Below are 23,104 nucleotides of genomic sequence, written 5' to 3'. Positions count from 1 at the left end.
TCCCCGTCGTCGAGCTGCCGGGGCGGACGAGGTCCGCCCCGGCAGGGATGGTGCTGGGTGTGTTACTTGATCGCTGCGGTGACGTCGTCGACGAGCTTCTGCCACGTCGACGCCGGGTCGGAGCCGTTGATGATCGCGGCCTCGGCCACGCCCCAGAACTCCCAGACCGATCCCATCGCGGGGATCGCGGGCATCGGGACGGCATCCGCACCGACGGCCTGGAAGCCGGCGATGATCGGGTCGGAGGCGGCGGAATCGGCGGCGGCCGTCAGCGCGGGGAGGATGTTGCCGGCCTCGAACAGCTCGAGCTGCACCTCTTCGGTGCCGATGTAGTTCACGAGGAAGTCGTTCGCGGCGACCTTGTTCTTCGACTCGGAGCTCACGAAGAAGCCCTTGACACCGGCGAACGGCGACGCGGTCTCACCCGTGGGGCTGGGGATCGGGTCGATCGCGACGTTGATGCCGGCGTCGACTGCGGCGCCGACGTTCCACGGGCCGGTCAGCCAGAAGGACGCGGTGCCGTCGAGGAACTGCTGCTTGGCGATCTCGCCGTCGACGTCGGTGTTCAGCGTGCCTGCGGCGCCCTGAGCGGCGAGCCAGTCGGCGAAGGCCGTTCCGCCCTCGCTGCCGAGCTGCAGATCTGCGGAGTCGTAGCTGCCCGAGTCGTCGGTGCCGAAGACCGGAGCGCCGAACGCCGTCTGGAACGGGTACAGGTGGTACGGGTTGCCCTCGGTGCCCTGCTCGACGACGAACGCGCCCTTCGAGACCATGTCGTCGAAGCTCGTCGCGGCGGCGGGCACCATGTCGGCGTTGCGCAGCACGGCGATGTTCTCGACCGCGTAGGGAAGCATGTAGACGGTTCCGTCGTAGGTCGCCGCCTGAAGGGCGACGGGCAGGTAGTCGGCCGACGAGTCGCCGAGCTCGAGCGGGGCGACCACGCCGTTGGTCGAGAGCTCTCCGAGCCAGTCGTGCGCGCCCATGACCACATCGGGGCCCTTGCCGGTCGGCACCTGCTGGATGAAGTCGTCCTTCATGTCGTCGACGGACTTGCCGACGAGCTCGACCTTGACTCCGGTCTTCTCCTCGTAGGAGTCGGCGGCGCTCTGCAGCGCGTCGACGCGCTCGGCGTCGACCCAGACGGTCAGCGTGCCGCCGTTCTCACCCTCGGATGCGTCGCCGCCGTCGGTCGCGGTCGAGCAACCGGCCAGGGAAAGAGTCGAAACGATCGCGATGACGCCGGCGGCGACGATGCCCCTCTTGTTCACCTTCATTGGTGTGTGCCTCTCTGAGTACTGGTGGCCTGCAAGGACTGCAAGCGCTTACAGTATGCATCGAGAACGACGGGAATCGCAATGCAAAAGCCCTTCGATATCAAGCTGTAACCGCGGATTGGTGCGTGAGAGTCGATGGAAGCGCTTCCAAGCGAGCGTGAAAACGGCGGTGTCGATACACTTTGCGTATGGCTGACAGTTCCTTTGACATCGTCTCGAAAGTGGATCACCAGGAGGCCGAGAACGCCCTGAACCAGGCGCGCAAGGAGATCGAGCAGCGCTACGACTTCAAGGGCACGGGCGCCTCCATCGCCTGGAGCGGCGAGCAGATCCTGATCATCGCCGGCACCGAGGAGCGCGCGAAGGCCGTTCTCGACGTCTTCCAGTCGAAGCTCATCAAGCGCGGCATCTCGCTCAAGAGCCTCGAGTCGGGCGAACCCTTCGCCAGCGGCAAGGAGTTCCGCATCGTCTCGACCCTCAAGGACGGCATCTCCTCGGAGAACGCGAAGAAGATCAACAAGCTCATCCGCGACGAGGGTCCGAAGGGCGTGAAGAGCCAGATCCAGGGCGACGAGCTGCGCGTGCAGTCGAAGAGCCGCGACGACCTCCAGTCGGTGATCGCGCTGCTCAAGGGCGCGGATCTCGATCTCGACCTGCAGTTCATCAACTACCGCTGATCCCACAACGCAGGGGACGGATGCCGCCGCATCCGTCCCCTTTTCTGTGCCCTCGGATCCCATTCCGATATATGGGTCGGAGTGACCGAGACTGGATGCAGTCGCGTCCCGATGCGACAGACGATGCGGCGATGCATGACGCGCTGCCGAACCACGGTTCCGCGCTTCGCGGATCGCGGTTCCCGCCTTGTGGGGACTGGGCGCAGTTCAGCTCCGTGCACGCCATCGTCTGTGGTCGGCGAGTGTCCCAACACTCGCCGACCACAGAATCACCCGTACTCAATCCTGCGACGACGCGCCGACGACAAGCGCCTGCGTGATCGTCGGAAAACTCGTCTGTGGATTATTGGCATCGCGATCCACTTCGTGATGTAGTGGCCGTCCGGGCACATCATGGGGAGCCCGGATCTGGAAAGCAACTGGGGGCAGTCCATGAACACCAACAACTCGATGACGAGTATTCGAGAAAGCAAGCAGCTCTTGGCGGAGGAGGTGTTTCAGCACATCGGCGCGCAGATCGTCGACGGTGTGCTGGAGCCGGGGTATCGCATCCGCGATGTCGACGTCGCCGAAGAACTGCATGTGTCACGGACTCCGGTGCGAGAGGCGTTACAGCGTCTCGAGCGTCTCGGGCTCGTGACGATGTACCCGAGCAGATACACCGAGGTCACCGCCGTCACGGCAGAGACCGTCGAGCAGACGCTCGAGTTCGCGGGGTATCAGGCGGGGATGGCCGCGCGGATGGGCGTCGCGCGGATGAGCCAGCAGGACCGCGAGAGTCTCGCCGCACTGGTCGAGGAGATGTACACGGCGCTCGATGACGACGTGCACATCTCCAACACACGGTGGGCGGTGTTCTCGTTCCTCAGCGCGCGCAGTCGTAACGCGCAGCACCAGGTGCTGATCAACGACGCGAGCATGGCTCTCTTCCGCAATCTCCGCGGCTGGAGCGTGCCCGAGAACGACCGCGAGCGCATGCTCCAGGTCTACCGAGACTTCCACGACGCGGTGCTGCGCGGCGATGCCGACGAGGCCGAGCAGCAGGCACGTCTGATGCACTACGTCTGACCACTGGGTCGGACACTGCGCCTGATCACTGTCGGCGCGCGGCCGTCCAGCCTCTGACCCATCGGTCGAGGCGGCGATACGCTTCCTCTCTGGCCCCATGCCGCGAGAGGAAGACGTCGTGCAGGGCTCCGTCGATGCGCTCGACGGTGACAGACGGACCGAGCTTCAGCGACGCCCGCGCGATGTCGTCGACGACCAAGACCGAGTCTGCTCGGGTGAGGTCCTCCGACCATCGCGTGGGCGTCGCTGAGCGCGCGGACAGCAGCACGCACACGGGCGCGTCGATCGTCAGCCCCGCCGCGACCTTGGCGTGTCCGGTGAGGATCGCGTGGAACCACCCCGCGTGGACGGCCATCGTCTGCGCCGGACGCCAGAGGAGGTTCACCTCGACCGGATCGTCGGGGTCGGCGACCTCCTGCTGCGCGCGGGTGTAGAAGCCGAGATCGACCTGCGGCGCGACCTCCCGAGGAGCCCACCTGGCCTGCAGCTCGGCGACCGGAGCGATGAGCGGGCGGGCGGAAGCGACCTGGAACTCGAGCCAGGGGCTGTTCAGGATCACGGCATCCGCCGTCTCGCGGTGCCGCGACGCCCACAGGCTCAGGGTGAGTCCGCCGGTCGAGTGGCCGAGCAGCACGAGCCGCCGGGGGGATGCCGCGGCTCCAGTCCCGTGCCCCATCGCGGACAGAGCCGCGGCGATGTCCTCGTCGTACGCGACGAGGTCGGTGATGTAGCCGGGAGTCTGCCCATCGCGCAGACTCCGGCCGTACTTGCGCAGGTCGAGCGCGAAGAAGCGCGCCCCGCGAGACGTCCAGAATCGAGCGAGCCGCTTCTGGAAGAAGTAGTCCGACCAGCCGTGCACATAGAGCACGTCGACATCGTCCAGCGGGAGGCTCTGCCCGCGCAGCCGGTCCCACCAGGGCCGGTCCCGCGGCACCGCACGCACGAGCGTGGCGACGAGCGGTCCCTCATCGTCCTCGCCGAGCTCGAGCGTGAGCTGCTCGAACTCGTCGCCGAGGACGTCCGGTATCCACTCAGGCATGCCGCCAGGCTATCGAAACGGTGTCGACTACTGGGGAGCGGTGTGTCCGCCCGTGAGGCTGCGCACGACCTGCTGCGCGAGTGGTGCCGGATCAGCGGCCCCGGCTCCGTTGTCGAAGGTCACCAGCCGGATCCAGTCCGGACCGACTCGCACGTCGACGATCTTCTCGCCGTTCGCACCCGCGCTCGCCGTGGCGGCATCGGCTCCCTCGAGTTCGACGGGTTCGCCGTCGATCTTCTCGAACGCCCATGCCCCGGCGGGAAGCGTCGTGAGCATCAGATAGCTGGATCCTTCGTACTCGCTCCCGGCCGACTTGAAATAGCAGATGCGCGATCCGTTGACGACCTCGTACACCTCCGCTGGGATGCCCCAGCCGCCGAAGTCCGAGAAGAGCGCGGCATCCGTCACTCCGAATTCGGCATTCACCTGCTCCGGTGTGATGAAGCGCTCGCACGGCGCACCGACGATGTCGCTCTCGACGTAGTCGACGTCGCGCAGGCTCGCAGCCGCCGAGGCGGCGATCCGACGCAGCGCCTCTTCGATCGGAGCGGTGTCATCCGCTCCCAGATCGGGGTCGACGACGGTGGCCGACAGCAGCACGTCTCCGTCGGGAAGCTCGAAGCCGCAGCGCCCGTCCTCGCAACTCGCCTGCTCACCCCAGAAGCCCTGACGCTCGGTCGCGCCGGCGATCACAGCCTGGGCATCCGGCACGATCGTGACCTCCCAGCTGCGCTCCGTGTCACCCGCGGAGCACGCGATCCCCCCTGCGCGCTGGAACATGTACTGCCCGGGGCCTGGCAGCCAGCCCATCGCAGACACCAGCGACAGCGCCGGTGCGACCGGCGTCGACGGCTCCCCCACGAGTTCGGCCATGGTGGCGGCGACGTCGTCGCACGTCACATCGAACGCCGCCGCCGGTTCGACGATCGGCGCCGGCGTCGGGGACGGTGTGCCGGTCGACGACGCCGTTGCAGACGGCGACGCTGACGGCTTCGGCTCGGCGGCCGGCTCGGCAGTGCACCCTGACACCAGCAGCAGAGCGGCGGTGCCGAGGACGATCAGGGATCGCAGTCGCATCCCTTCACCCTACGGATGCCGCCCCGCAGGCGCACCGGGTGCCGACAACGATCCGGTGTCGGTCACTCTCCGCGGGAGACGCGCACCATCTCGTCACGCGGCACGACCTTGACGCGCGCGCGCTCGTGCGGCGCACCGAGAGCGACCTCGTGCTCGTCGAGCCGGTGCCAGCCTTCGAGGTCGGTCCAGTTCACACCGCGCTCGAGCAGCAGGGCGGGGATCGCCTCTTCAGACGGGTCCTCCGGGTGCCACCACGAGCCCTGGTCGTTGATGATGTGCCGCACGGTCTCCATGGCATCCGACTTGGTGTGGCCGATCAGGCCGACCGGTCCGCGCTTGATCCACCCTGTCGCGTAGATGCCGGGCATCTGCTGGTTCGAGTCCTTGGCGAGCACCTGGCCCTCGCGGTTGGGGATGACGCCGTGCTTCTTGTCGAAGGGGACGCCCGGAAGCGGCGAGCCGAAGTAGCCGATGGCGCGGTAGAGCGCCTGCAGCGGAACCTCGCGCATCTCGCCCGTGCCCACGGCACCGCCCTGTCCGTCGGGCTTCGTGCGCTCGTAGACGAGGGCCGCGACGCGACCGGCGTCGTCCTTGCGGACCTCGACCGGGCGGGCCCAGAAGTGCAGGTGCAGACGACGCGATGCCGTGCCTCCCGCATTGTTGACCGAGTCGCGCTTGCGCCACGACTGCAGGATGCGGTCGATCACCATGACCTGCTTGTTGCTGGCCACCGCGTCTTTCGACGCCTCGTCGTAGTCGAAGTCCTCGTCGTAGACGACCATGTCGACGTCACGCAGCTCGCCGAGCTCACGCAGCTCGAGCGGGGTGAACTTGACCTGAGCGGGTCCGCGGCGTCCGAACACGTGCACATCGGTGACGGCGCTCGCCTGGAGACCCTCGTAGACGTTCTCCGGCACCTCGGTGACGAGCAGGTCTTCGGCGTGCTTCGCCAGCATGCGGGCGACGTCGAGAGCGACGTTGCCATTGCCCAGCACACCGACGGATGCGGCGTCGAGCGGCCACTCGCGCGGCACATCGGGGTGGCCGTCGAACCAGCTCACGTAGTCTGCTGCCCCGTAGGCGCCGACCGCGTCGATACCGGGGATGTCGAGCGTCGTGTCACGGATCGCGCCGGTGGCGAAGATGACCGCGTTGTAGTGCTTCTTCAGGTCGTCGAGGGTGATGTCCTCACCGAACCGCACGTTGCCGAACAGACGGATGTCACCGCGGTCGAGCACATCGCGCAGCGCGTTGACGATGCCCTTGATGCGCGGGTGGTCGGGGGCGACGCCGTAGCGGACCAGGCCGTAGGGGGCGGGGAGCTGCTCGAAGAGATCGATGGAGACGTCGAACTTGCGCTCGGCCTTCAGCAGGATGTCTGCTGCGTAGATGCCGGCGGGGCCCGCTCCGACGATGGCCAGTCTGAGCTTGGTCATAAGGGGTCCTTTCGTATGCCGTCACGCCCGGCGCACGCGGCCGAGGGCCGCGATGCGATCAGCTGGAGCGTTCGACGAGGGTCTCTGCGAAACGAGTGAGCGCTTCGCGCACGGTGCCACGCGGGAGCGGGGCGAGCGCGTCGATCGCATCCTGAGTCCAGGAGTGCGCGAGCGCGAGGGTCTTCTGCGTTCCGACGTGGTCGCGGAGCTCGGTCAGCGGTCCGTCGAGGATCGCGGGGTCGGCCCCTTCGGCGATGCGCGCCACCCCGTCGTCGATGCGAGCGGCGAGACCGATCGAGGCGTCATCGGCCTCGGCCTTCAGCAGCAGGTACGGCATCGTCGGAACCCCGGCCCGCAGGTCGGTGCCCGGCACCTTGCCGGTGTCCTCGGGCTTCGCCGACAGGTCGATCACGTCGTCGAGCAGCTGGAAGGCGACGCCGATCTTCTCGCCGTACACGCGCAGCGGCTCTTCGTACTCCGACGGTGCGTTGGAGAAGATCACGCCGCCCTGCGTCGCCGCGGCGATGAGAGAGCCGGTCTTGTCGGCCAGCACCTGGAGGTAGAACTCGATGGGATCATCGTCGGGCTGAGCGCCGATCGTCTCGTGCATCTGTCCGAGGACGAGGCGCTCGAAGGTGTCGGCCTGCAGCCGGATGGCCCGCTCACCCAGACGCGACATCAGCTGGCTCGCACGGGAGAAGAGGATGTCGCCGGTCAGGATCGCGATGTTGTTGCCCCACACGGTCTGCGCCGCGGGCACTCCGCGACGGCGATCCGCACCGTCCATGACGTCGTCGTGATACAGCGAGCCGAGATGGGTGATCTCGAGCGCCTTCGCGACATCGATCACCTGATCGGTGTTGCCGTCGCCGAGCTGGGCCGCGAGCAGCGTCAGCACGGGGCGGATGCGCTTGCCCCCCGCCTCGTACAGATAGCGGCTGGCGGCATCGGCGAGCGGATCGGCCACACGCACGTCGTCGGCAAGACCGGTCTCGACGAGCTCGAGCCCGTCTTCGATCGCCTGCGCGATGCGTCGACCGGCGGTGCCGATGAAGACACGGTCGCTGAAACCGAGACGGCTCGCCAGTCGCGAACCCGGGGCTACGCGGCTCGAAGTCACGGTCTCAGCCTACCGTCGTCAGCTGGGCAGGTACGCGCGTCGCATTCACGCGGGCTTGAACGCCCGGTGCAGCGCGACGATACCGAACGAGAGGTTGCGGTATTCGACCTCGGTCCACCCGGCCTCGCGGATCCACGCGGCGAGCTTCTTCTGGTCGGGCCAGTCACGGATCGACTCGTTCAGGTAGTCGTAGGCGTCGCCGTTGGTGCCGGCGACGCGAGCCACCCGAGGAAGCACCTGCGAGTTGTAGAAGCGGTACGCGGCGCGGAAGACCGAGCCCGGCGGGGTCGAGAACTCGTTGATCACCAGACGACCGCCCGGCTTCGTGACGCGCAGCAGCTCACGCAGCGCCTTCTTCGGGTCGTTGACGTTGCGCAGCGCGTACGACATGGTGACGGCGTCGAACTCGCCGTCGTCGAACGGCAGATCGGTGGCATCCGCCTGCACGAACGAGAGATTGCGGATGCTGCCGTGGCGGCGCTGCCCCTCGGCGAGCATGCCCGGCGAGAAGTCGGCGGCGACGACCTGCGCACCGCTGCGGGCGAGGGATGCCGACGAGGACGCGGTGCCCGCACCGAGGTCGAGGATCTTCTCCCCCGGCTTCGGGGCGACGGCCCTCGTCGTGGCCGCGCGCCAGAGCGCGTCGTTGCCGACCGTCATCGCCGTATTCGTCCGGTCGTAGCCCGCGGCGACCTGGTCGAACATGCCGCTGACGCGGGCGGGGTCCTTGCCGAGATCGGCGCGGTTGGCTTCGTTCGAGGTCACACGCCCAGTCTAGGCGCGAGGTGCAGCGCGTCGAGGCGGTCGAGCCAGAGATCCGGCGTGGCATCGTCGAAAGGGGCGAGGCGATCTCGCACCCGCCGCTCGAGATCGAGGGCCAGAGCCTCGAGTCCGGCCATGATCTCGGCGGGGTATCCGTAGCTCACGCTGTGCTCGGCCCACTCGTCGCGGTCGTCGACCCATGTGCCGCGCGGACCCTCGACCCGCACGACGTCGAGGTCCATGTCGATGCCGACGGCGAGGAGCGGGTCGTCCGACCAGCGCACCTCCCATCCGATGTCGATGTAGATCCGCATGCCCTTCGGGTGGTCACGGTTCACGGTCAGGGCGAAGTCGGACCGCCTCGGCACGAGCGTGACATTGGGGGCCTCGGCGATGTAGCCCGCGCCCGGTCGAGCGCTCGACCAGCCGACGGGCTGGCCGAGCCAGTCGCCCCATTCGTCGGCGCCGAGGTACACGCACTCATGACGCCAGTGCGGAGACCCGTCCCACTTGCGCCACTGGAAGATCATCTCGGTGCCGGGTGCGGGGCGGACGTCGCTCATGCACTCAGCGTAGGCGTGGCCTGTCACATCCCGGTCGACGGGTGACGAACTAGGCTGGAGGGGTGAGCAGCAGGCTGGTCGTGGAGACCCGTGAGATCGATCCGGTCGAGGATCTCCTGGCCTACGCCGACCCGTCGCGGCCTCTCGCCTGGCTGCGCCGCGGCGACGGCATCGTCGCCGTCGGCGACGCCATCGTCGAGACGGTCCGCATCCCCGCCGGCGCAGCGGCCCTGCGATCCGCTGCGATCGCTCGGGCATGGCGAGAGCTCGCGCAGGATGCCGAGATCGACGACGAGCTCGGGCTCCCCGGCTCCGGACTGGTCGCCTTCGGTGCGCTGACCTTCGACGAGGACTCCGCCGCCGACAGCATCCTCGTCGTGCCGGCGCTCGTGATCGGTCGACACCACGGGCGCACCTGGATCACCCGCATGCGCTCGGCGTCGGCACCCGCGCCCGCGCCGCGGCCCACTGCAACCGAGCCGCGGCCAGAAGCGGCGACGATCGCCTACGGCCCGCACTGGGCCGGCACCGTCGGCCCCGGTGCCCAGAGCCCGCAGGGCTATCAGGACTCGGTGCGCCAGGCACTCGAACGCATCGCCGCCGGCGAGCTCAGCAAGGTCGTGCTCGCACGCGACCTCACCGGCAGCATCCCGGCCGGTTCCGACCTGCGTCGACTCGTGCGCGCGCTGTCGACCGGATACCCCGACACGTGGGCGTTCGCTGTCGACGGGCTGATCGGCGCGAGTCCCGAGACCCTCGTCACCGTGCAGCAGCGCACCGTCACCGCCCGCGTGCTCGCCGGAACGATCGGTCGCGGAGCCGACGCGGATGCCGACACCGTCGCATCCAGCCACCTGGCCTCCAGCACCAAGGACCTCGACGAGCACGAGTACGCGGTGCAGAGCGTGCTGGCCTCGCTGCGTCCGCACACCCGCGCACTGGCGGCGAGCGAGCAGCCGTTCCTGCTCAAGCTGCCGAACCTCTTCCACCTGGCGACCGACGTCGAGGGCGAGCTGGCCGATGGCGGCTCGTCACTCGACCTGGTCGGGGCCCTGCATCCGACCGCCGCCGTGGCCGGCACCCCGACGTCTGCGGCGATCGCGGCGATCCGCGAGCTCGAGCCGTTCGACCGTGGACGGTACGCCGGTCCGGTGGGATGGGTCGACGCGGCCGGCAACGGCGAGTGGGCGATCGCGCTGCGCTGCGCGCAGTTCACCCCCGCCGAGACCGACATCGCCGTCACCGCCTACGCGGGCGCAGGCATCGTCGCGGGCTCCGACCCCGAGTCCGAGCTGCTCGAGACCCGGGTCAAGTTCCGTCCGCTGGTCGACGCGCTCGCCTGACCCGCGCCCGGACCGGCCGCGGTCAGCTCGCCACGAGCCGCTCCTTCTCCGCGTCGACATCGAAGTCGGCCGCCGGCCACTGCGGATCGATCCGCTGCAGCGCGTCGAGCAGCAGCTCCTGCACGGCGAGGCGGGCGAACCACTTGTGGTTCGCCGGGATCACATGCCACGGAGCCGGCTCGGTCGAGGTGCGCTCGAACATGATCTGATACGCCGCCATGTAGTCGTCCCACAGCAGTCGCTCGTCGACATCGCCCGGGTTGTACTTCCAGTGCTTGTCGGGTCGCTCGAGCCGCTCCATCAGTCTCGACTTCTGCTCGTCGGGCGAGATGTGCAGCATGACCTTGACGATGCGCGTGCCCGATGCGGCGACCGCGGCCTCGAACTCGTTGATCGCGTCGTACCGGCGCTCGATCTCGTCCGCCGGGGCCAGCGAACGCACCCGACCGATCAGCACGTCCTCGCAGTGCGAGCGGTCGAAGACGCCGATGAACCCGGGCTCCGGGAGGCGCCTGGACACACGCCACAGGAAGTCGTGCTCGAGCTCTTCGTCGGTCGGCGCCTTGAACGCCGTGAGTGCGACGCCCTGCGGATCGACCCCGCCGACCACGTGGCGCACGATGCCTCCCTTGCCCGCGGAGTCCATCGCCTGCAGGATCAGCAGCACCGAGTCCTTCGCCACGCCGACGCGGCTCTCGGCGAAGAGCCGCTCCTGCAGCTGATTGAGCTCGTCGAGGCCCACCTCGAGATCGCGCTTGCCGTCGGCTTTCGCGCCGCTGTAGCCGGGTGTGCTCTGCGGATCGAGGTCGGAGAGGCGGAATCCGTCGCCGACCTGGAGGGCCTTGGCCCACTCATGCGCTGTCATGCGTTCATCCTGCCACTGCGCATCCGCAGCGGAGGCGAAGATCCTCAGCGGGACAGCGGGACCTCGATCAGCTGACGGCCACCGGCCGGGGTGGTGAGGGCCTGGTCGAGTGCCGTGCGGGTCGTCACGCGCTGGTACTCCCATCCGTACGCGAGTGCCAGCTGCTCGAGCCGCACCGCGTGCGGCGTGTAGAACGCGCGATCGAGATCGGCCCGATCCGCCGTGCCCGCGACCTCGAGGCCGTCGAAGATCGTGCCGCCGCCGTCGTTGCCCACGATGACCTGGATGCGAGGCTCGTGCTCGTCGGGCGGGAGCAGCAGGGCGCCGACATCGTGCAGGAAAGTCAGATCGCCGAGCAGCACGCGGGTGACCCCGGGCGCTCCCCCGGCCTGACTGGCGAGCGCGATGCCCGTGGCGGTGGCGATCGTGCCGTCGATCCCCGCGAGCCCGCGGTTGGCGTGCACCGGGACCTTCTTGCCACCGAGCACCGCATCGGCCACCCGCACGAGCCGCGACGAGCCGAAGACGAGTCGATCGTGCGGCCAGGTCGCCCGCCAGACGGCGTCGGCGAGCAGCTCACGGTCGAGCGGCCGGCGCACCGCCGCCAGCTCGGCCTTCACCGCGTCGCGCCGCGCCGACGGATCGGTCGACGTGAGACCGTCCTGGTCGGGCGCCCGCTCGCTGAGATCGACGGCGTGAGCCGCGGATGCCGTGAGCCACGCACCGAGCCACTCGCGGTCGGCGACGCCGGGTGCGACCGACACGGACGCCGCGGCCGTCGTGCGGCCGTTGAGATCGAGAGCCTCGCCGCCACGTCGGACGGCGATCACGTCGACATCCGGCCGCGACAGCAGGCGAGCCACCTCACGGCTGAGCGTCGGGTGCCCGAGCACGACGGCGCGCTCGATGCGACCGCCCAGCTCGTCGTCGCCCAACAGCGCGCGATAGCCGTGCACGACCTGGCGGCCGAAGCGCGCACCGCTGACGATCTCGGCGATCAACGGCCAGGATCCGGCGTGCGCGATCTCTTCGGCATCCGGTCCCGCGTCGGCGCCGGCGATGACGACCGTGCGCGGCCCCCGCTCGAGCAGGAGCGCTTCTGCCGCCACCGGTCTGGGCACGTCGCCCGGCACGATGTCGACGGTCGGGACGTCGCCCGACAGCGGCTCGCGCGACGGCAGGTTCAGGTGCACGGGGCCGGCGACACCGGCCAGACCGTGGGTGGCATCCGCGCCCATCGCCGCGGCGACGGCGCGCATCGCGAGACCCGCCCAGTCACCGTCGCCCGGCACGGGGGCATCGATCTGCTCGCGCACCCAGGAGGCGAACATGCCCGGCTGGATGGTGGCCTGATTGGCTCCCACTCCGCGCAGCTCGGGCGGCCGATCGGCCGTCAGCAGCAGCAGCGGCACCCCCGAGTGGAAGGCCTCCATCGCTGCGGGAAGGAGGTTGGCGGCAGCGGTCCCCGAAGTGCAGAGCACCGCCGCGGGCACACCCGTCTCACGCGAGAGACCGAGCGCGGTGAATCCTGCGACCCTCTCGTCGATGCGCACGTGCAGACGCAGCTGCCCCTGATTCGCGGCATGCACCGCGGCGAGCGCGAGCGCCTGAGATCGAGACCCCGGCGAGAGCACGAGATCGCGCACGCCGTGGCCGATCAGGTCGGCGATCAGGGATGCCGCAGCATCCGTCGCGGGCGATGAGGTCACGGACGCGCGTCCGGCGCCGTACCGTCCGGTGCGGCTCCGTCGTCGGTCTCGTCCTCGAGACGAGCGAGCTCCTCCTCGAGACGGCGGATGCGCGCATCCTGCTCGCTCTTGCTGATGCTGCGGAGGAACTGGGGGTCGTCGTCGGGCGCGATGATCGTGATCGCTCCGCCGTTGTCGTTCGCGCGGCGTCGGCCGATCGTGAACCAGAGGATGCCCCCGATGACCGGGATGAGGATGACGATGGCGATCCAGGCGGCCTTGGGCACACCCCGGTGTCGCGTCGGCGGCTGCACTGCGCAGTCGACGATGCTGTACACCCAGAATATGGCGGCCAGGAAGCCGCCAACGATCAACAGTCTCGCCACCCCTCCAGTGTAGGCGGCTCTGTGACGCGTGGATCTGCCTGGGCGCTCAGCGCGGGCGCCGATGCCCGATTGTTAGACTGCGCGGACCATGCCTGCCCCGTCGATGCTGCTGCGTCACCAGGGCGTCGAGCGGATGCTGATCCTCCGGGTCGGTCTCGCCCTCGGCCTCGCCCTGCTGCTCGTGATCGGCGCGTGGTCGGCGTCGCACGGCAAGGCGGATGCGCACACGACGCTGTGCCTCGCTCCGGGCGCGAGCGTCGCGTCGGTCGCGGCGCACCACGACGAGACGAGCGTGGTCGAGTCCGCTCCGTCGGACGACGCCGGGATCGTCATGGTCGCGGCGCTCTGCTGCGTCCTCCTCGTGCTGCTCTCGTTGCGCTCCGTCAGAGGCGCGCCGCTGATCGGTCGCGCTGCGGTGGTGCGCGCCTCGGCTCCGAGCCGCGCCGGTCCTCGTCTGCACGTCCCCGCGCTCACCCTCGCTCAGCTCTCGGTCTCCCGCACCTGAATCAGGCACGCCGCTCGTCGGCGACCCCGGCCGCGCTCGTCGCGGCTCACTCACCCTGCCTGATCCGAACCGTTGGAGAACCCCATGAAGACCCCTGTCAAGGTGGCCCTGATCACCGTCGCCGCCGCGATCGTCCTCGCGATCGTCGGCGTCGCCTACGCCCTGTCGCAGCGCCCCGCAGAACCCCTGTCGCCCGAGGGTGAGAAGCGGCAGACCGTGCGCACCGACTCGCACGTCCTCGACGACGGAGGACCGGACGCCGTCACCGTCGTCGAGTTCCTCGACTTCGAATGCGAGGCCTGCGGAGCGTTCTATCCGATCGTCGAAGACCTGCGCGAGAAGTATTCGGGCGAGATCACCTACGTCGTGCGGTACTTCCCTCTGCCTGGTCACATCAACTCGACGCAGGCCGCTCTCGCCGCCGAAGCCGCGGCACAGCAGGACCGCTTCGAGGACATGTACCACCGCCTCTTCGAGACGCAGGCCCAGTGGGGCGAGAAGTCCGAGGAGACGCCCGAGGTGTTCCGGGGAATCGCGGCCGAGCTCGGACTCGACATGGCCGCCTACGATGCGGCGATCACCGACCCGGCGACGCTCGATCGCGTGCAGGCCGACAGGAGCGACGGCGAGCGGCTCGGAGTGCGCAGCACCCCCAGCTTCTTCATCGACGGCGAGCCCGTGGTGCTGGAGGCGTGGGGGGACCTCGAAGCGGCTCTGGAGAAGGCCGTGGAGCAGTAGCCCGCAGAGCCGTCGTCAGAGGAGTCCTCGGGCGAGGAGCGCCTCCTGGTACGCGCCCGCCTTCGCGCTGACGACCTGACGGCAGGCGATCAGCGTCTCGATCTGCGCGTCGAGAGAGCGCTCGTGCGCGCGCAGCAGGGCGAGACGCTCGGCCTCGTTGCCGCTGCCGGCGCGCACCAGGGCGGCGTACTCACGCAGCAGGGCGATGGGGGCGCCGGATTCGCGCAGTCGCGCCAGCAGCGCGAGCCACGCGAGCGAGTCGTGCGCGTAGACCCTCCGACCGCCGGGGGTGCGCGGCACGTCGCGAGGGAAGAGCCCTTCTGCCTCGTACCAGCGCAGCGTGTGCACGCTCACGCCGGCCAGACGGGCGAGCTCGCCGATGCTGAACGTGCGCGTCGTGTCGATCACATCCTCCACGAGGACTCCTCCTTGACTTCGAGTGCACTCTAGATCGTACGGTCGGAGCATGACAGATGCACTCCCCCCTCTCGACATGATCGCCCGTCAGCAGCCCCTCGCCTCGGAGTTCGGCTACCGCTCCACTGCGGCCGAGGTGATCGCCGGGGTCGACCTCTCGGGCAAGACCGCGATCGTCTCGGGCGGATACTCGGGACTCGGACTCGAGACGGTGCGTGCGCTCGCGAATGCCGGAGTGCGCGTGATCGTGCCTGCGCGTCGCCTCGACGCCGCCGAGGAGGCGCTCGCAGGGATCGACGCGGTCGACGTCCGCAGCGCCGACCTCGGCGACCTCGACTCGGTGGCAGCGTTCACCGAGACCGTCCGTCGCGACGGACGCCCGATCGATCTCGTGCTCGATGTCGCCGGCATCATGGCCACCCCGTTCGGTCACACCGCGCAGGGCTTCGAGTCGCAGTTCGGCACCAACCACCTCGGCCACTTCGCCCTGGTCAACGGAGTGGCCGACCTGCTGCCGGAGGGCGCTCGCGTCGTCTCCTATTCCTCGGGAGGGCACTTCCGCTCCCCTGTGCGATTCGAGGACATCGACTTCGAGACGACGCCCTACGACCCGTGGGTCGCCTACGGGCAGTCGAAGACGGCGAACGCGCTGTTCGCCGTCGGGCTGGCCCGTCGTGGCGCGGCCCGCGGCATCCTCGCCTTCTCGGTGCACCCGGGCGGGATCATGACCGACCTGCAGCGGCACGTGTCCCGTGAGGAGCTGATCTCACGCGGCTGGATCGACGAGGACGGCACGCCGAACCCGCGCTTCAAGACTCCGGCAGAGGGAGCGTCGACGGGTCTCTGGGCCGCGACGGCTCCCGAGCTGGCCGATCGCAGCGGCGCGTACTGCGAGGACTGCTCGATCAAGGGCATCGTCCCGCCCGAGCACACGGACATGACGACCGGCGGCGTGAAGCACTGGGCGATCGATCCCGAGGCCGCCGAGCGGCTGTGGGCGCTCTCGGTCACCGCGACGGGAGTCGACGGCTTCGCCTGAGCAGCGGCCCGCGTCGGGCTGCTGCCCTCAGTCGGCGGCGAGACGGAGGATGCGGTCGTCGCCGGGCGAGGGGCTTCCGCGTCCGTCGGTATTGTTCGTGAGCACCCAGAGCATGCCGTCCGGTCCGGCGACGACGTCGCGCAAACGCGGAATCGACGCCGAGCGACAGCGTCGATCTGGTGCGCGCCGATGAACCCATTACGGAGAGTCGGATGCAGGAGCACAATACCGATATGAACGAGGGCGCTTCCGTGGAGCAGCCCGTGCCTGCGGAGGGGCTGGCAGGGCCGCACGACGATGTCGCGCCGCCACGGACGAGCGGGGAGTCGGATGCGGTGCTGGGCCGCCGTGCGCAGCTTCTCGCCACCGAGCACTGGGGGCTTCTCGCCGCCCGCAGCACCGCGCAGAGCGAGGTGCTGTCGCGCATCACGATCTTCCTGACCCTCGTCTCCGCCGGACTCGTGACCATCGGACTGCTGGGGCAGGCGTCGGACTTCGGCGGGTGGTTCGGCGGCGCGTCACTCGCGATCCTCGCGTTCCTCGCGGTCATCGGCTTCATGACCCAGGTGCGCGTGATGAACGTGTCGGAGGAGGACATGATGTACGTCGTCGCGATGAACCGCATCCGCGGCGCGTACGTCGACCTGGATCCGGAGGTCGCCGATGTCTTCCTCGCCTCGCCGCACGACGATGAACCGGGGATGAAGCGCACGTACTCGTTCCTCCGTCCCCGTCGCCTGAGCATCCTGCTCGGCAGCTCGGTCATGCTGCTGATCGTCGTGAACGCCTGCGTCGTGGGGATGCTGGTCGGCTCGGCCGTGATCGCGGGTGGCGGCGCTTTCGCCGGGGCGATCGCGCTCGGCATCGTCGCCGGACTGGTGCTCGCCGCCGGCTTCATGACGTTCGGCGGCGTCGGCTACCGCTGGGCATGGAGCCATCACGCGCCACGACGTTCCACTCCGGAAGGCGACGGTCGGTCGCTACGCTGAGCGCATGACCGAGGCGCGAACCCCCACATCGCATCCCGTCGCCGCCGTACTGCGGCGCATTCCTGCCACCCTCGCGATGGTGGCTGTGATCGTCGCCGTCGGCGTGATCTGGCAGGGCCTGTGGACCCCGTTCGAGAAGACCGACCTGTTCGGCACCGTCGCATACGGCCTGCCCAACCTCGCGCAGGGGATGTGGTGGACGCCGCTCACCGGCACGTTCTTCGTCAACGAGCCGTGGGTGTACCTGTTCACGATCTCGGGATTCTGGGGCATGGCGTATCTCGAATACCGACGTGGCACCAGGGTCGCCCTCGCGTACTACTGGGTCGGACAGCTCTTCGCGATCCTCGCCACCGCGCTCGTGCTGTTCGTCGCCTCGCAACTGCCCTGGGCCTGGGCTCAGGAGCAGGCCCAGGCGCTCGATGTCGGCGCCTCCGGCGGCACCATGGCGTGCATCGCCGCCGCGATCGGGCTCTTCCGCCCGCCATGGCGAGTGCGCGGCTGGCTCGTGCTGCTCGGTTTCGTGTTCATCGCGATGCTGTTCTGGGGTGCGGTCGCCGATCTCGAGCACTTGCTCGCGGTGCTGCTCATCCTCGTCGTCGACCGCACCCTGCGTGTGCAGCGGACCACGGTGCGAGAGCAGCGTCTGATCGCCGTGATCTCGCTCATGGTGCTCGGAGCGGTCGAGATCATCACGACTCTCGTCGCCACCGACGGCCCGTTCGGCCCGACCGAGCCCGCGTCGGGAGGGTTCATCGACCTCGCGCTCGACCTCGTCGTCATCGTGGTGCTCGTGAACGGACTCCTGCGCGGTCGTCGCTGGGCGTGGGTTCTCGTGATGCTGCTCGGTCTCTTCAACATCCTGGTCGCAGCGCTGGTCCTCATCCTCATCACGGTGTTCTCGCAGGCGCAGGTCGATCTGCGGTGGGACGGCGAGACGGAGCTCGCGCTCGCCAACGGCTTCCTCTGGGTGATCCTGCTCGTCTACCTGATCGCCGTGCGCCGCGCGTTCCGGGCGAAGCGCAAGTCTCTCCTCGGCATCCAGCCCGCCCCCACGGTCGACGACGTGAAGACCGAGCTGCGCGCGCACGGCGGGGGCACCTGTCGTGGATGACGACCTGGGAGGGCAACAGCTACGCCCGCAGCGATGCCGGGATCGTCGCCTACCAGCGACGGGCCGGTGTGGCGCTCGCGCTCGCGGATCCGATCGGGCCGCCCGCATCCCGCGCAGTCGCCGTCACGGAGTTCATCCGCACGGCGGAGCTGGCAGGCCTCGTCCCGTGCTTCTTCAGTGCAGACGACGCCACCCGGGCCGCTGTGCCCGCCGGCTGGCGCAGCTTGGTCGTCGCCGACGACACCATCGTCGACCTGCCGGATCTGGAGTTCACCGGCAAGCGCTGGAACTCGGTGCGCAGCTCTCTCAACCGGGCGGGGCGCGAGGAGATGACCTTCCGGATGACGCGCCTGGCGGACGAATCGTGGGGCGTACGGCAGCAGCTGCGTGCGATCTCCGAGGCATGGGTCGGTGACAAGGACCTGCCTGAGATGCGGTTCACTCTCGGCACGCTGGATGAGGCGGAGGACCGCGAGGTGCGACTCGCTCTCGCGATCGCCCCGAACGGTGACGTCGACGGCTTCCTCTCGTGGCTGCCGGTCTATGGCGAAGGCGGCGTCGTGCGCGGCTGGACGCTCGACCTGATGCGCCGCCGCGACGGCGGCTTCGCACCCGTCATGGAGTACCTGATCGGTTCGTCCGCGAAGCAGTTCTCCGAGGAGGGTGCCGAGATCATGTCGCTCTCGGGTGCTCCGCTCGCGCACGACTATCCGCCGGACGCGGGCATCATCGCCGTCCTCAGCGAACGCCTCGCCGAAGCGCTCGAGCCCGTGTACGGCTTCGGCTCGCTGCACCGCTTCAAGCAGAAGTTCCACCCGCGGTACGAGACCATGTATCTGCTCTTCCGCGACGAGAGCGATCTCGCGGCGATCGGCACAGCGCTCACCCGCGCGTTCCTGCCGGATGCGACGCTGAGGCAGTTCGCGGGAGCGGGGCTGGAGCTGGTGCGCGGCAGCAAGGACTGAGGCCTCACCTTCCTGAGGCGATGATTCCGCGCTCGCCGAGAGCGGCAGCGCCAGGATGAAGCCATGACCGACACCTCCGTTCCCGTCACGTTCGCGAACTTCGCCGAGATCGAGACCGCCCGCATGTTCGCCGCGATCGCGGCGTCGGCCGACGGTTCCAACCGGTGGAACCACTATCGAGTGCCGACGCCGATCGACCAGCAGACCGTCATCAGGATGAATCGCGACACCCTCTACAGCGCTGCGATCATCGACATCTCCGAAGGGGCGACGATCACCGTGCCGGATGCCGGCGACCGGTACGTCTCGGTGATGCTGGTGAACGAGGGCCACTACATCGACCGGGTGCTGCACGACCCCGGCGTCCACTCGCTCTCGGCCGAAGACCTCGGTTCCGATTTCGTGCTCGCGGCCACTCGCATCCTGGTGGATTCCGAGGATCCTGATGATGTCTCGATCGTGAACGCCCTGCAGGACGAACTCGCTGTGAGCTCGACCGGCGCGCGGGAGTTCGCTGCGCCGACCTACGACGAATCGAGCTTCGCCGAGACCCGCCAGGCGCTCCTCACCCTCGCGAAGGGCCTCGGCGGTCTGGAGCGCTGCTTCGGTCGAGCCGAGGACGTCGACCCCGTGCGGCACCTTCTGGGGACCGCAGCCGCCTGGGGCGGTCTGCCCGAGAACGAGGCCTTCTACCTCAACGTCGATCCCCGGCTCCCGGTCGGCGAGTACACGCTGCGGGTCGGCGACGTGCCGGTGGACGGCTTCTGGTCCGTCTCGCTGTACGACGCGGAAGGCTATTTCGCTCCGAACGACGCCGGTGCATACAGCGTCAACAGCGTGACGGGCGTGCGGGATCCGGACGGGTCGATCACCGTGCGCTTCGGCGGCGACCCCGCACTGCCCAACGTGCTTCCCCTCACTCAAGGGTGGAACTACCTGGTGCGTCTCTACCGACCTCGACCAGAAGTGCTGGACGGCACGTGGTCGTTCCCCGCACTCACGGCGAGCTGATCCCGCGCCCGAGGGGTGGCGCTACGGGGTCGAGCGGAGCGGCACCGAGACGTCGCCGCCCGCTTCCTCCGTCAGTCGCTCCCCCATCTGCACGAACGTCGGCTCTGCGATGAACCCCCCGGCGAAGAGGGCCTGACCCTGTCTGAAGGTCTGGGACCTGCGGATCGCCTCCTCCGGCGCGAAGCCGAACACCTCGGCCAGCTCCGCCAGGTCGCGCGGCGCGTTGACGCGCATCAGACCGAGGTTGTCGCACTGCGAGAGCACGTTCGGATGGATCTTCGTCGGCCGCTGTGTCGACAGGAACAGCCACAGCCCGAACTTGCGCCCCTCGGCGGCGATCTGCACGAGTTGCTCGGTGAGCGCCCGCTCGACCTCGGTGCGCGGGTCGGGAGGGCACAGATTGTGCGCCTCGTCGATCACGATGAGCAGGGGCTTTCGCTCCTCGCGACGAGCCCACAGGTGCTCGAGCACCGCGAGGGCTGCGACCTTCGGTTCGGCGGGGTGGTCGAATCCGCCGAGGTCGAGCACCGTCACCCGCGGCCGCTGCTCGATCACGTCGACGACCGACGGCTCGCCGCGGGACCAGAGCTCCCACTCCAGCACCTGCAGGTTCTCCATGCGGTCGGCGAGTCGGTTGCGGGCGTCGTGCCCGCCGTCGCGCAGGTGGGGCACGATGCGATCCGAGCCGAGCAGCCTCGCGTTCTGATCGAGATGGAGGAGGACGTTGTACTCCTCGGCATCCTGGATCGGACTCATCCGCAGCACGGCTGCCTTGGATGCCGGCGACAGATCGATGTAGCGCACGCGCAACGGCTCGCCCTCGACGCGCCCCGAGCGGAACACCCGGATGTCGGAGTCCGCGATGCGCTGGGCGTGATGCGGGGCCGCGGACGGCCGCGTGCTCTGCAGCCGCACGAAGTCGGCGTTCGGGTCGAGGATCAGCATCGGCAGCTCGGTCTCGAGCAGGAGCTGCTCGAGCACGACGCCCAGCGCGTAGGTCTTGCCGCTGCCGCTCTGGCCGCACCAGAAGGTGTGCCGGTTGAAGCGCCGCGGATCGAGGCTGACGGTTCCGAGCCCGCTGTCGAGAGGCGTGCCGATGGTGAGTGCGGTCATGAACTCAGAGTGCCCGCAGAGGGCGGGTGGCGAAAGCGGACCTCACCTTGTCGGTGCGATGCGCGGGTCAGTCGCTCGGGCGCCTGCGCAGCTGCTTGACATCGGTGCGCCGCTGCTTCGCCTTGAGCCGCCGCTCTTTCGACCCTCGACTCGGCTTGGTCGCGCGGCGCTGCGGCGCCGGCGGACGCAGCGCCTCGGCGACGATGCTCGCGAGTCGTTCACGTGCGGCGTCGCGGTTGCGCAGCTGGGCGCGGTGCTCGGATGCGGCGATGGTCAGCACGCCGTTCACGAGACGCCCGCTCAGCCGATCGAGGAGGCGATCACGCTGGTGCGGGGTGAGCGCCGTACTGCCCGCGGCATCCCACAGGAGTTCGACCCGCGAGTCCGCCGTGTTCACACTCTGTCCGCCGGGGCCCGACGACCGCGAGAAACGCCACGACAGCTCGGCCTCGGGGATCGTGAGACCCGACGAGACCCGCAGACCGCGGCGATGAGGACTGGGCATGTGTCCATCATCCCCCGGCTGCGGAGCCTGCGTCTCAGCTGCGGGCGTCAGTGGCCGCGACCGGGACGCCTCTCGCGCCTGCCTCCACTTCTGCCCCTGCATCCTGCGTCCGCGCATCCTTCTTCGCCGTGTTCGCGATGTGCGCACGGGACACGACGATCACGGCGACGATCATCAGCGCGACGCCGAGCCAGTAGGGAGCCGCATGGCTGACCGTGACATAGAGCGCACCGGCGATCAGAGGGGCCGCCGTGTTCATCGCGGCGTTGAGCGACTGCGTCGCTCCGCCCAGCCAGCCCTGCTCGTCGTCGCCGACCGCGTTCGACATGGCTCCGTCCATCGCTGCGGTCGAGGCGCCCTGCCCTGCAGCGAGCATCAGCGCACCGACGATGAACACCCACGGCTGCGCGAAGATCGACGCGACGACAGCGAGCCCGGCCAGTCCGATCGCCTGCGCCACGATGCCGCTGATGATCACGCCGCGCTCGCCGATGCGAGGAAGCAGGATGCCGAGCAGCACGCCCTGGATGAGGATGTCGATGATGCCGACGCCTGCCGTGAGCAGACCGATCTGCGTCGGCCCCCACTGGATCGAGTCCAGCGCGAGCACGCTGAAGTTGTTGACGAAGAAGCCGAACGGGAGCGCCAGGAGGCCGAATCCGATCATCAGACCACGCAGCTCTTTGCGTCCGAACGCTTCCTTGAAGACGCCGAACGGCTGGATCTCGCGCACCGAGATGCGCTCGATCCGGTTCTCGGGCGCGAGGCTCTCGGGCAGCAGGAAGATGCTGAGGATCGCGATCACGAGGGAGACGGCTGCGGTGAGGAAGACCGGCAGCTGCAGGCTGACGGCCGCGAGCAGTCCGCCGATCGCGGGTCCGATCATCATGCCGATTCCCGAGAGCGCACCGAGCAGACCGAACCGCTGAGCGCGTTTCTCGGGCGGCGTGATGTCGGCGAGGTAGGCGAAGAGGGCCGGAAGGTCGCCGGCGGTCAGCCCCTGGATGACACGCGCGAGCACGAGCACCCAGATCGCTCCCCCGATGCCGAACAGCGCCATGGCGAACGCCGCTCCGAAGGCGGCGGCGATGATCACCGGTCGTCGCCCGAAGCGGTCGGACAGGCGACCGAGGAAGGGGGCGACCAGGAAGGCGCACAGGCCGTTGATCGCTTCGAGGATGCCGACCCAGATGGCGAGGTCGCCTTCGTGCGACACGTACTGCAGCACGACGAACGGCAGGACGGGAAGCACGACGGTCATGCCGACGACGGTGAGCATCGTCAGCACGATGAGCATGGTCCAGGCGCGCTTGTCGCTGCGCGCGAGCGATGTGTTTAGTGAAGTCACTCCGAAACTGTATCAATACCAGTTTTGTTGTCAAGCCAGTTCCGGATCGGGTTCGCGATATCGTG

The 23,104-nt window shown here is 68.9% G+C and carries 24 protein-coding genes and 1 pseudogene; 10 read left to right on the top strand and 15 right to left on the bottom strand.

Features of this window, described 5'->3' with window-relative positions:
- Positions 1-62 precede the first annotated feature (62 nt).
- Positions 63-1,271 carry a maltose ABC transporter substrate-binding protein gene (locus ASE34_RS14300; RefSeq protein ID WP_053097514.1) on the bottom strand — a complete coding sequence of 403 codons (1,209 nt, stop codon included), beginning with the start codon at positions 1,269-1,271 and terminating at the stop codon, positions 63-65.
- Positions 1,272-1,459: 188 nt separating this feature from the next.
- Here ASE34_RS14300 and ASE34_RS14295 point away from each other — a divergent pair, with 188 nt between their 5' ends.
- Both ASE34_RS14295 and ASE34_RS14290 read left to right on the top strand, forming a co-directional pair.
- Complete coding sequence (locus ASE34_RS14295) at positions 1,460-1,948, top strand: YajQ family cyclic di-GMP-binding protein (RefSeq protein ID WP_053097515.1); 489 nt, start codon at positions 1,460-1,462, stop codon at positions 1,946-1,948.
- A gap of 432 nt (positions 1,949-2,380) precedes the next feature.
- Positions 2,381-3,016 carry a GntR family transcriptional regulator gene (locus ASE34_RS14290; protein WP_053097531.1) on the top strand — a complete coding sequence of 212 codons (636 nt, stop codon included), beginning with the start codon at positions 2,381-2,383 and terminating at the stop codon, positions 3,014-3,016.
- A 25-nt stretch (positions 3,017-3,041) separates the two neighbouring features.
- Here the strand turns inward: ASE34_RS14290 and ASE34_RS14285 are convergent, their stop codons facing one another.
- The 6 genes from ASE34_RS14285 to ASE34_RS14260 form a co-directional block, all read right to left on the bottom strand.
- On the bottom strand, positions 3,042-4,055 hold the full coding sequence (locus ASE34_RS14285) for an alpha/beta hydrolase (protein WP_056279696.1): 1,014 nt from the start codon (positions 4,053-4,055) through the stop codon (positions 3,042-3,044).
- A 27-nt stretch (positions 4,056-4,082) separates the two neighbouring features.
- Complete coding sequence (locus ASE34_RS14280) at positions 4,083-5,132, bottom strand: hypothetical protein (RefSeq protein ID WP_056279694.1); 1,050 nt, start codon at positions 5,130-5,132, stop codon at positions 4,083-4,085.
- 62 nt (positions 5,133-5,194) lie between these two features.
- Positions 5,195-6,568, bottom strand: coding sequence for an FAD-dependent oxidoreductase (locus ASE34_RS14275; protein WP_056279692.1), 1,374 nt, complete (start codon positions 6,566-6,568; stop codon positions 5,195-5,197).
- A gap of 58 nt (positions 6,569-6,626) precedes the next feature.
- Positions 6,627-7,688, bottom strand: coding sequence for a polyprenyl synthetase family protein (locus ASE34_RS14270; RefSeq protein WP_053097535.1), 1,062 nt, complete (start codon positions 7,686-7,688; stop codon positions 6,627-6,629).
- A 45-nt stretch (positions 7,689-7,733) separates the two neighbouring features.
- Positions 7,734-8,393 (bottom strand): ubiquinone/menaquinone biosynthesis methyltransferase, encoded by a 660-nt coding sequence (locus ASE34_RS14265; RefSeq protein ID WP_222839434.1) that lies wholly within the window; start codon positions 8,391-8,393, stop codon positions 7,734-7,736.
- A gap of 56 nt (positions 8,394-8,449) precedes the next feature.
- Complete coding sequence (locus tag ASE34_RS14260; RefSeq protein WP_056279688.1) at positions 8,450-9,013, bottom strand: hypothetical protein; 564 nt, start codon at positions 9,011-9,013, stop codon at positions 8,450-8,452.
- Between the two features lie 62 nt (positions 9,014-9,075).
- Here ASE34_RS14260 and ASE34_RS14255 point away from each other — a divergent pair, with 62 nt between their 5' ends.
- Positions 9,076-10,356, top strand: coding sequence for an isochorismate synthase MenF (locus tag ASE34_RS14255; protein WP_056279686.1), 1,281 nt, complete (start codon positions 9,076-9,078; stop codon positions 10,354-10,356).
- 22 nt (positions 10,357-10,378) lie between these two features.
- Here the strand turns inward: ASE34_RS14255 and ASE34_RS14250 are convergent, their stop codons facing one another.
- The 3 genes from ASE34_RS14250 to ASE34_RS14240 are packed head-to-tail and all read right to left on the bottom strand — an operon-like array spanning position 10,379 to position 13,295.
- A complete protein-coding gene (locus ASE34_RS14250) occupies positions 10,379-11,221 on the bottom strand; it encodes a PPK2 family polyphosphate kinase (protein ID WP_056279683.1) in 843 nt (280 codons plus the stop codon).
- A gap of 44 nt (positions 11,222-11,265) precedes the next feature.
- Entirely contained in the window at positions 11,266-12,930 is a 1,665-nt protein-coding gene (gene menD / locus ASE34_RS14245) for a 2-succinyl-5-enolpyruvyl-6-hydroxy-3-cyclohexene-1-carboxylic-acid synthase (protein ID WP_056279681.1), read from the bottom strand.
- Positions 12,927-13,295, bottom strand: coding sequence for a PLD nuclease N-terminal domain-containing protein (locus ASE34_RS14240; RefSeq protein ID WP_053097541.1), 369 nt, complete (start codon positions 13,293-13,295; stop codon positions 12,927-12,929). The genes menD and ASE34_RS14240 overlap by 4 nt, the downstream gene beginning before the upstream one ends.
- An 88-nt stretch (positions 13,296-13,383) precedes the next feature.
- Between ASE34_RS14240 and ASE34_RS14235 the strand changes: the two genes are divergently transcribed.
- Positions 13,384-13,800, top strand: coding sequence for a hypothetical protein (locus ASE34_RS14235; protein ID WP_230100397.1), 417 nt, complete (start codon positions 13,384-13,386; stop codon positions 13,798-13,800).
- A gap of 84 nt (positions 13,801-13,884) precedes the next feature.
- Positions 13,885-14,538, top strand: a complete 654-nt coding sequence (locus ASE34_RS14230; protein ID WP_056279680.1) for a DsbA family protein — start codon at positions 13,885-13,887, stop codon at positions 14,536-14,538.
- Between the two features lie 15 nt (positions 14,539-14,553).
- Here ASE34_RS14230 and ASE34_RS14225 read toward each other — a convergent pair whose 3' ends face one another.
- Positions 14,554-14,955: a MerR family transcriptional regulator gene (locus ASE34_RS14225; RefSeq protein ID WP_056279678.1), complete on the bottom strand. Its 402-nt coding sequence runs from the start codon at positions 14,953-14,955 to the stop codon at positions 14,554-14,556.
- A gap of 49 nt (positions 14,956-15,004) precedes the next feature.
- Between ASE34_RS14225 and ASE34_RS14220 the strand changes: the two genes are divergently transcribed.
- Complete coding sequence (locus tag ASE34_RS14220; protein ID WP_200955180.1) at positions 15,005-15,994, top strand: oxidoreductase; 990 nt, start codon at positions 15,005-15,007, stop codon at positions 15,992-15,994.
- A gap of 27 nt (positions 15,995-16,021) precedes the next feature.
- Here ASE34_RS14220 and ASE34_RS17850 read toward each other — a convergent pair.
- Positions 16,022-16,141: pseudogene (locus ASE34_RS17850) on the bottom strand (PQQ-dependent sugar dehydrogenase); the annotation flags it as partial.
- Positions 16,142-16,227: 86 nt separating this feature from the next.
- On the opposite strand from ASE34_RS17850, the gene ASE34_RS14215 reads away from it, so the two are divergent.
- The 4 genes from ASE34_RS14215 to ASE34_RS14205 all read left to right on the top strand — a co-directional run bounded on the left by ASE34_RS14215 (position 16,228) and on the right by ASE34_RS14205 (position 20,073).
- On the top strand, positions 16,228-16,983 hold the full coding sequence (locus ASE34_RS14215; protein ID WP_157538278.1) for a hypothetical protein: 756 nt from the start codon (positions 16,228-16,230) through the stop codon (positions 16,981-16,983).
- Between the two features lie 4 nt (positions 16,984-16,987).
- Positions 16,988-18,097: a hypothetical protein gene (locus tag ASE34_RS18190; RefSeq protein ID WP_235567516.1), complete on the top strand. Its 1,110-nt coding sequence runs from the start codon at positions 16,988-16,990 to the stop codon at positions 18,095-18,097.
- Positions 18,094-19,062 carry a bifunctional lysylphosphatidylglycerol flippase/synthetase MprF gene (locus ASE34_RS18185; RefSeq protein WP_235567515.1) on the top strand — a complete coding sequence of 323 codons (969 nt, stop codon included), beginning with the start codon at positions 18,094-18,096 and terminating at the stop codon, positions 19,060-19,062. Before ASE34_RS18190 ends, ASE34_RS18185 begins: the two co-directional genes overlap by 4 nt.
- Positions 19,063-19,125: 63 nt before the next feature.
- Complete coding sequence (locus tag ASE34_RS14205; protein WP_056279676.1) at positions 19,126-20,073, top strand: DUF1214 domain-containing protein; 948 nt, start codon at positions 19,126-19,128, stop codon at positions 20,071-20,073.
- Between the two features lie 21 nt (positions 20,074-20,094).
- On the opposite strand, the gene ASE34_RS14200 is transcribed toward ASE34_RS14205, so the two are convergent.
- From ASE34_RS14200 to ASE34_RS14190, 3 genes are all read right to left on the bottom strand, one after another.
- Complete coding sequence (locus tag ASE34_RS14200; RefSeq protein WP_056279675.1) at positions 20,095-21,186, bottom strand: ATP-binding protein; 1,092 nt, start codon at positions 21,184-21,186, stop codon at positions 20,095-20,097.
- Positions 21,187-21,253: 67 nt separating this feature from the next.
- On the bottom strand, positions 21,254-21,691 hold the full coding sequence (gene arfB / locus ASE34_RS14195) for an alternative ribosome rescue aminoacyl-tRNA hydrolase ArfB (RefSeq protein WP_056279672.1): 438 nt from the start codon (positions 21,689-21,691) through the stop codon (positions 21,254-21,256).
- A 34-nt stretch (positions 21,692-21,725) separates the two neighbouring features.
- Positions 21,726-23,039 carry an MFS transporter gene (locus tag ASE34_RS14190; protein ID WP_230100400.1) on the bottom strand — a complete coding sequence of 438 codons (1,314 nt, stop codon included), beginning with the start codon at positions 23,037-23,039 and terminating at the stop codon, positions 21,726-21,728.
- Positions 23,040-23,104: the final 65 nt, after the last annotated feature.

This window comes from Microbacterium sp. Root280D1, from assembly GCF_001428975.1.
In the GTDB taxonomy this organism is placed as follows: domain Bacteria; phylum Actinomycetota; class Actinomycetes; order Actinomycetales; family Microbacteriaceae; genus Microbacterium.
This window is presented reverse-complemented; position numbering and strand designations above follow the sequence as displayed.